A 435-nucleotide genomic window follows, 5' to 3' on the forward strand; every position below is an offset into this window, starting at 1 on the left:
CGCGGCCCGGGCAGCACGCCCGGCCGTGACGCAGGCCCGGGGGAGAAGCTGGGTGGTGCCGTGTCCGGTGCCGCCGACGGCGTCGCCGGCCTGACCGGTGGCGAGCCGGGCCCCGGGGACGGCGCGGGCTCCGGTGCGGGTCCGGGTGCGGGTTCGGGCGCCGCGAAGAAGGCCGATCGGCCCGAGGTCGTACCGGCGTCGTCCGAGGGGCCGGTCAAGAAGGTCGGAAACGGCGTCGGCGAGGCCGCGCAGGGCGTCGGGGACACCGCCGAATCGCTGGGCCGGGGCGTCGACGACGTCGCGGGCGGGCTGACCGGGAAGAAGTCCGGCTCGGGTTCCGGCGGCTCGGACGCCGGGTCCTCCGGCTCCTCCGGTCCGTCCGACGAGGCCCCTGCCCGGTCCGCCCCCGCGCCGCGGAAGGACCCCGCGCCGCGG

The 435-nt window shown here is 79.8% G+C and carries 1 pseudogene; it reads left to right on the top strand.

From position 1 onward, the window contains the following. Nucleotides 1–60: 60 nt before the first annotated feature. Nucleotides 61–435 (top strand): annotated as a pseudogene (locus GTW08_RS02230) (hypothetical protein); the annotation flags it as partial.

The organism is Pseudonocardia sp. SID8383, from assembly GCF_009864975.1.
GTDB lineage: Bacteria > Actinomycetota > Actinomycetes > Mycobacteriales > Pseudonocardiaceae > Pseudonocardia > Pseudonocardia alni.